Raw genomic sequence first — 5,157 nt, 5'->3', positions numbered from 1 at the left:
ACGTGCGAGGGCATCTCGGGCCTCTCGCTGGCTCCACGGTCGGCCCGTGCGGGTACGGAAGAATGGCGCAACCGATTCAGCAGGGCGCAGTACCGCAAGCCGTTCAGCAGCGAGGGGTGGGACGACGACCGTGCGGGTTCGCTCTCGCTTTCCGGCGACGGTGGCGAGCACGCGCCCGCCCCCGTCGGTGCGCACTGCTGAGGGGTCGAGCGAGAGCATCTCCTGGATGCGGAGGCCTGTCGTGAGGCCGAGAGCGGCGAGCTCGGACATTCGTGGCGAGTGGTCATCGGCGACGGCGAGCAGCCGGTGCGCCGTCGCCTGGTCGAGGCCGACGAGTCTGGCGTCGTCTTGTCCTCGTGAACGCGGGCGGGATGCCCTGGGCACCTCGGGGACCACGGCTACGACGGACTCGTCCCTCAGCCAGGTGTACATGCTCATCACGGCGGACAGGCGTCGCGCCCGGGTGGAAGGGCGCAGGTGCGCGAGCTCATCGAGCCATGCGGTGAGGTCACGCCCCGTGGCGTCTCGTGGGTCGAGGCCGACCCTTGCGCAGTGCACGATCCACGAGCGTGCGTCGGTGCTGTACCCGCGTCGAGTCGAGGGCGTCAGGGTGCCGAGCCATCGTGCTTGGAGCCGGCCGATGTCGGCCTGCATGGGTGCTTGAACGAGCTGCTCGGCCATGCCTCCAGACTACCTAGAATGTAGCCGAAAATACGGATTATCGGCTAAACCTAGGATCGGCTCAAACTACGGTCCTCCGGCTCCTCGACGGCTAACCGTTCCCCGGTTCCTCCCGTGCAGCACCGAGTGCTCCGACATCGGGCTCCACACCCGCAGCCTTACGGCGTCGCCGTGCTTCCGTATGCAACGTGATCGGTGTGATGTCCAGAACGTGGTTGACGATGATCTGAAGGAATCGGGAAGGCTTCAGCTCAGCAGGAACGGCGTCCTCTAGGATCTTGACCTCAGGGAGACCCCTCAGGATCCCTTCTACCTCGTCGGTCGGCACTGCTTCGTCGGGGTCGGAATCGTCATCCTCGTCCGCGTTGACCGTGCCTGCGATGGTGTCGCGTTCGGACTCACCGTCGTCTTCAGGCGGTGCGATTGTCTTGTCGTAATCCATTAGCACGACGCATGTGGCGTGGTAGGCATCATCCTCCTGGCCGAGCTTGGCCATGAGGTCCATCAGCCAGTCGGCCGTCCCTGACGAATCCTCAAGGATGTCCGAGCGCAGGCCCATCAGGAAGCCGTGGGCAGCGAGTGGATGGCGCAGCCTGAGGTTCTTTGCGTCACCGTAGGCTTCCTCCACGCGGTTGGCGGCGTTCTTCCCGTACGAGGAGTCCATGCGCTTGGTGGAGATGAGCAGTTCTGGGCCGGTCTGCCAGTCCGTCATGATGACGTCGACCTGCTTGAGGTAGTTCTTCCCAAGGATGTTCGCGCTTGCCGAGGTAACTCCCTTGACCGCCGTCTTCGCGGTGAGCTTCTTCTCGGCGTACGCACGCTCCTTCTTCGAGAAGCCATCGAGCAGTGCAGGGATCTGTCGCGGCAAGATTCGAGGATGCGTCGACCTGGGCCAGGTGCTGTCGGGATCAAAGCCAGCGCGGCGCAGCTCGTAGCTGAGCCAGACGTCGAGTGCGAGTGCGGGCACGCCGCTGGTTGTAGTCGCCTCAAGGTACAGAGGCACTCCGAGCAGCGTTCGCAACGTCGCGAAGTCGGGCGCGTACCGCAGTTTCCCGTCCTCGATGTACCAGGGGGTTGTGTGCTCACCCTCCGGTGCGGCGTCCGCAACGATTCGATCGAACAGGCGCCACGCGCGAGTCTTCGTACTGGGCTTCCTAGCGGCCACTTGCACCTCGGCTAGCTCTCCGCGACGCGAGCATCTCCCGCGTCGTCATCACACTGAGTAGTGCTTCACTGTCCAGCTCCTCGTTGACAGCGAACAGGACATCATTGACGGCTTCTACCGCGCCGGTCAGGTCGCCGTGCCCGAGCAGTCGCGTAACCCGCGCCTTCACCGCTCTCAGCTCGTCAGCGTGGGACGCGACAGTTTGCGGTGAAGGGAGCAGCCACTGGTCAGCCTCACGAGGTTCGATCTTCAGGATGCCGCCACCGTATGCGCGACCGACGAGCTCGGCGTGCAGCAACGTCACCGAGTTCAGGCTCGCGAGCGGGAGCAACTCCCGGCCAAGTTCGCGGTACTCCTCGTTCAGGTAGACGCCATGTACCGAGTTGAGGTGATGAGCGCCGGCCTCGTTGGTTGTGATGCGTGCCGTGTCTGCATTCATGTAGGTGAGGAGCAGATCGGCCGGGGGGACCACGGGCGGTTGATACCACACGCGCCGGACGCGGCACTTGTAGGCAAGATGGACCCCTGCTTGTTCCCCAGCCTGAATGTACAGCTCGGCCTCTGTCGAGTGTTGTTCAGCCGGCCTGAACAGCCGCGTGGCCTTACCCTCTGCGCCAAGGCGTCGAAGAGCTGAGGTCGTCAGCGCGAGTCCGCGAAGATGGGCGCTTCCCGGAGGAGACAAGGGCAGAGTCTCGTTCCTCTTCAGACCCTGTTGCTTGACACGTTCCGGGGACATTGCGAAGTACTTGTTGTTACCCGTCACGATTCCCAGGGTGGTCTCTCCCCAGGTTTGAAGTTCGGAGAAGGTACCCCGTGTACGCAAGTCAGCGACGGCATCTGCCGCAACTTCTTCGACAAGGCTGCCGGTCCACTTGGCATCCGCTGTAATCGGAGTCCACGTGGTCGAGGTCTGATCCAGGGCACCGAGCGTGTTCGCATCGGTGGTCTGTCGGAATGTTGCGCTATCGGTGGGGCCGTGACCGTATCCGTCCGCCAGCAGCAGGACTACGTCAGCTTCAGCTTCCGGGAACACCTGGTGCTCGAAGAGGACCAGGCTCACTTCGCGGAAGTTCTCGAAGAGGTACTTGCGCACGGGAGCGGCATAGTTCACGCTCAGCAGCTCTGCGGGGAGCACCAGGCCGAGGCGGCCTCCATGACGGAGGAAGCGTGCGGAGTGAACGGTGAAGGCTGCCCAGCTTGACGCGAGACCGCTTAGTCCAACGCCTCCTGCTAGTGCCGCAGCCCGTGCTTTCGCTCGTGACTCGCCAGCAAACTCCTGGTACCGGATGTAAGGCGGGTTCCCGATCACGGCGTCGTACGAGGGCGTCGCAGGAATGTCGAAGAAGTCGCTGACCGTGATCGAGGGCTCAGCACCGGCGGCCATAACTCGCTCGCGCCCGACTGTGGCGCTCGACTCATGGATCTCGACACCCTCCACGACTGGCACGCCCGATCCGGTGTTCAGCTCCTGGAGCCGGGCCGCCGCTGCGAGCATGAACTCAGCGTCTCCGGCGGAGGGTTCGAGTACTCGGTCGTCCCCGGACTGGATCGCCCATTCGGCGATGTACCGCGAGATCGGGGCCGGGGTGAAGAACGCGCCCCGGGCCTTGCGCAGCTCCGCCGTGTCGTCTCCAGGATGTGCTGTGCTCACGTGGCTTAGCTTCTCATTCACGACCGACCGATGTGGGGAGTGACGCGCGACCTGGTGGTGAACCCCGCATCGAAGCGCAACATCCGGCGGTGAGCGCGGCGGTACGGGGCGAGACTGCCCCGGTCAAGTCCCTGGAAGTGGTGTAGCGATCCTTCGCTGAGGGGTCAGGCGGTCAGGGCGGGTAGGGAGCTTGTGGTGACCTCCTCGGTGCTGGTGTCGGGGACGAGGTTGAGGCGGCAGCGGGCCAGGACGTCCAGTCCGAGGTAGCGGCGTCCTTCGGCCCACTCGTCGGTCTGTTCGGCCAGGACCGCGCCGACGAGGCGGACGATCGCCTCGCGGGTGGGGAAGATGCCGACGGAATCGGTGCGGCGACGGATCTCCTTGTTCAACCGCTCGGTGGGATTGTTCGACCAGATCTGCACCCACACATCCTTCGGGAACGCCGTGAACGCGAGCAGATCCGCGCGGGCGGCATCGAGGTGATCGGCCACGGCCGGCAGCTTCTCGCTCACGTAGCCCAGGAGCCGGTCGAACTGGGCGTTGACCGCTGCTGCATCGGGCTGGTCATAGACGCTGTGCAGCATCGCCTTGACCGCCGGCCACATGCTCTTCGGTGTCACGGCCATGAGGTTCGCTGCGTAGTGGGTGCGGCACCGCTGCCAGGCCGCCCCGGGAAGATGCGCGGCGATCGCCTCCACCAGTCCCGTATGCGCATCGGAGGTCACCAGGCGCACCCCGGCGAGGCCGCGGGCGACGAGGTCGGCGAAGAAGCCGTTCCACGCAGCTCCGGTCTCGCTGGTCGCGACCCGCATGCCGAGCACTTCGCGGTGCCCGTCACCGTTGACGCCGGTCGCGAGCAGGACGACGGCGTTGATCACGCGCCCGCCCTCGCGGACCTTCATCGTCAGCGCATCGGCGGAGACGAACGTGAACGGCCCGGCCTCGTCCAGGGGGCGGTGGCGGAACTGTTCGACGTGCTCGTCCAACGACTCCGCCATCCTGCTGACCTGCGACTTCGAGAGGTTGTTGATGCCCAGGGTCTTCACGAGCTTATCCATGCGGCGGGTGGAGACACCGGCGAGATAGCAGTCCGCGACGACCGTGATCAGGGCTGACTCGGCGCGCTTGCGCCGCTCGAGCAGCCACTCGGGGAAGTAGGTGCCGGTGCGGAGCTTGGGGACGGCGACGTCGATCGTGCCGACGCGGGTGTCGAGGTCGCGGTGGCGGTAGCCGTTGCGCTGGGCGGTCCGGACAGGGCTGGGGCGGCCGTACTCCGCGCCGGCAACAGCGTCCGCGTCCGTGGAGAGCAGGGTGTTGATCACGTCCTGGAGCAGGCTGCGCATCAGATCCGGGGACGCCTCGGCCAGGGCTTCACCGAGCAGGCCGGAAGGGTCGACAATGTGGGGAGCGGTCATCGTGATGACTCCGTTCGAGAGTGCTGTGAGAGGTTCACTCGAAGGATCACACGGTGGCCGCGTCCTTGTCCGGGACGATCACAGGGCCACCGCGTTACACCACTATCGGGGACTCAACTCCCTCTGAATCCAGCCCCGTCTGGGAGGTGTGCCGACTCTCTTCGGGATTGCCCCCGGGACACCCGTATTGAAGCTGTACCGGCCTCTGTCGCGGCAATCCCTCGGAGCCCCTTCGTGAAGCTGTC

4 protein-coding genes are annotated in these 5,157 nt (G+C 65.2%); all 4 read right to left on the bottom strand.

The window, feature by feature from the left end; all coding sequences use genetic code 11:
- On the bottom strand, positions 1 to 681 hold a 681-nt coding region (locus tag ACXET9_RS16045; RefSeq protein ID WP_457887687.1), incomplete at its 3' end, for a tyrosine-type recombinase/integrase.
- A gap of 91 nt (positions 682 to 772) precedes the next feature.
- Positions 773 to 1,846 carry a hypothetical protein gene (locus ACXET9_RS16040; RefSeq protein ID WP_457887686.1) on the bottom strand — a complete coding sequence of 358 codons (1,074 nt, stop codon included), beginning with the start codon at positions 1,844 to 1,846 and terminating at the stop codon, positions 773 to 775.
- Positions 1,836 to 3,497 (bottom strand): N-6 DNA methylase, encoded by a 1,662-nt coding sequence (locus tag ACXET9_RS16035; RefSeq protein WP_457887685.1) that lies wholly within the window; start codon positions 3,495 to 3,497, stop codon positions 1,836 to 1,838. Before ACXET9_RS16035 ends, ACXET9_RS16040 begins: the two co-directional genes overlap by 11 nt.
- Positions 3,498 to 3,661: 164 nt before the next feature.
- Positions 3,662 to 4,912 (bottom strand): IS256 family transposase, encoded by a 1,251-nt coding sequence (locus ACXET9_RS16030; RefSeq protein ID WP_457887684.1) that lies wholly within the window; start codon positions 4,910 to 4,912, stop codon positions 3,662 to 3,664.
- Between the last annotated feature and the right edge of the window lie 245 nt (positions 4,913 to 5,157).

The organism is Brachybacterium netajii (SeqCode) (assembly GCF_054114245.1).
This window is presented reverse-complemented; position numbering and strand designations above follow the sequence as displayed.

Bases quoted from the DNA above. Each gene is read 5' to 3' on its own strand.
- ACXET9_RS16030 (WP_457887684.1), bottom strand. From the start codon at position 4,912: ATGACCGCTCCCCACATTGTCGACCCTTCCGGCCTGCTCGGTGAAGCC.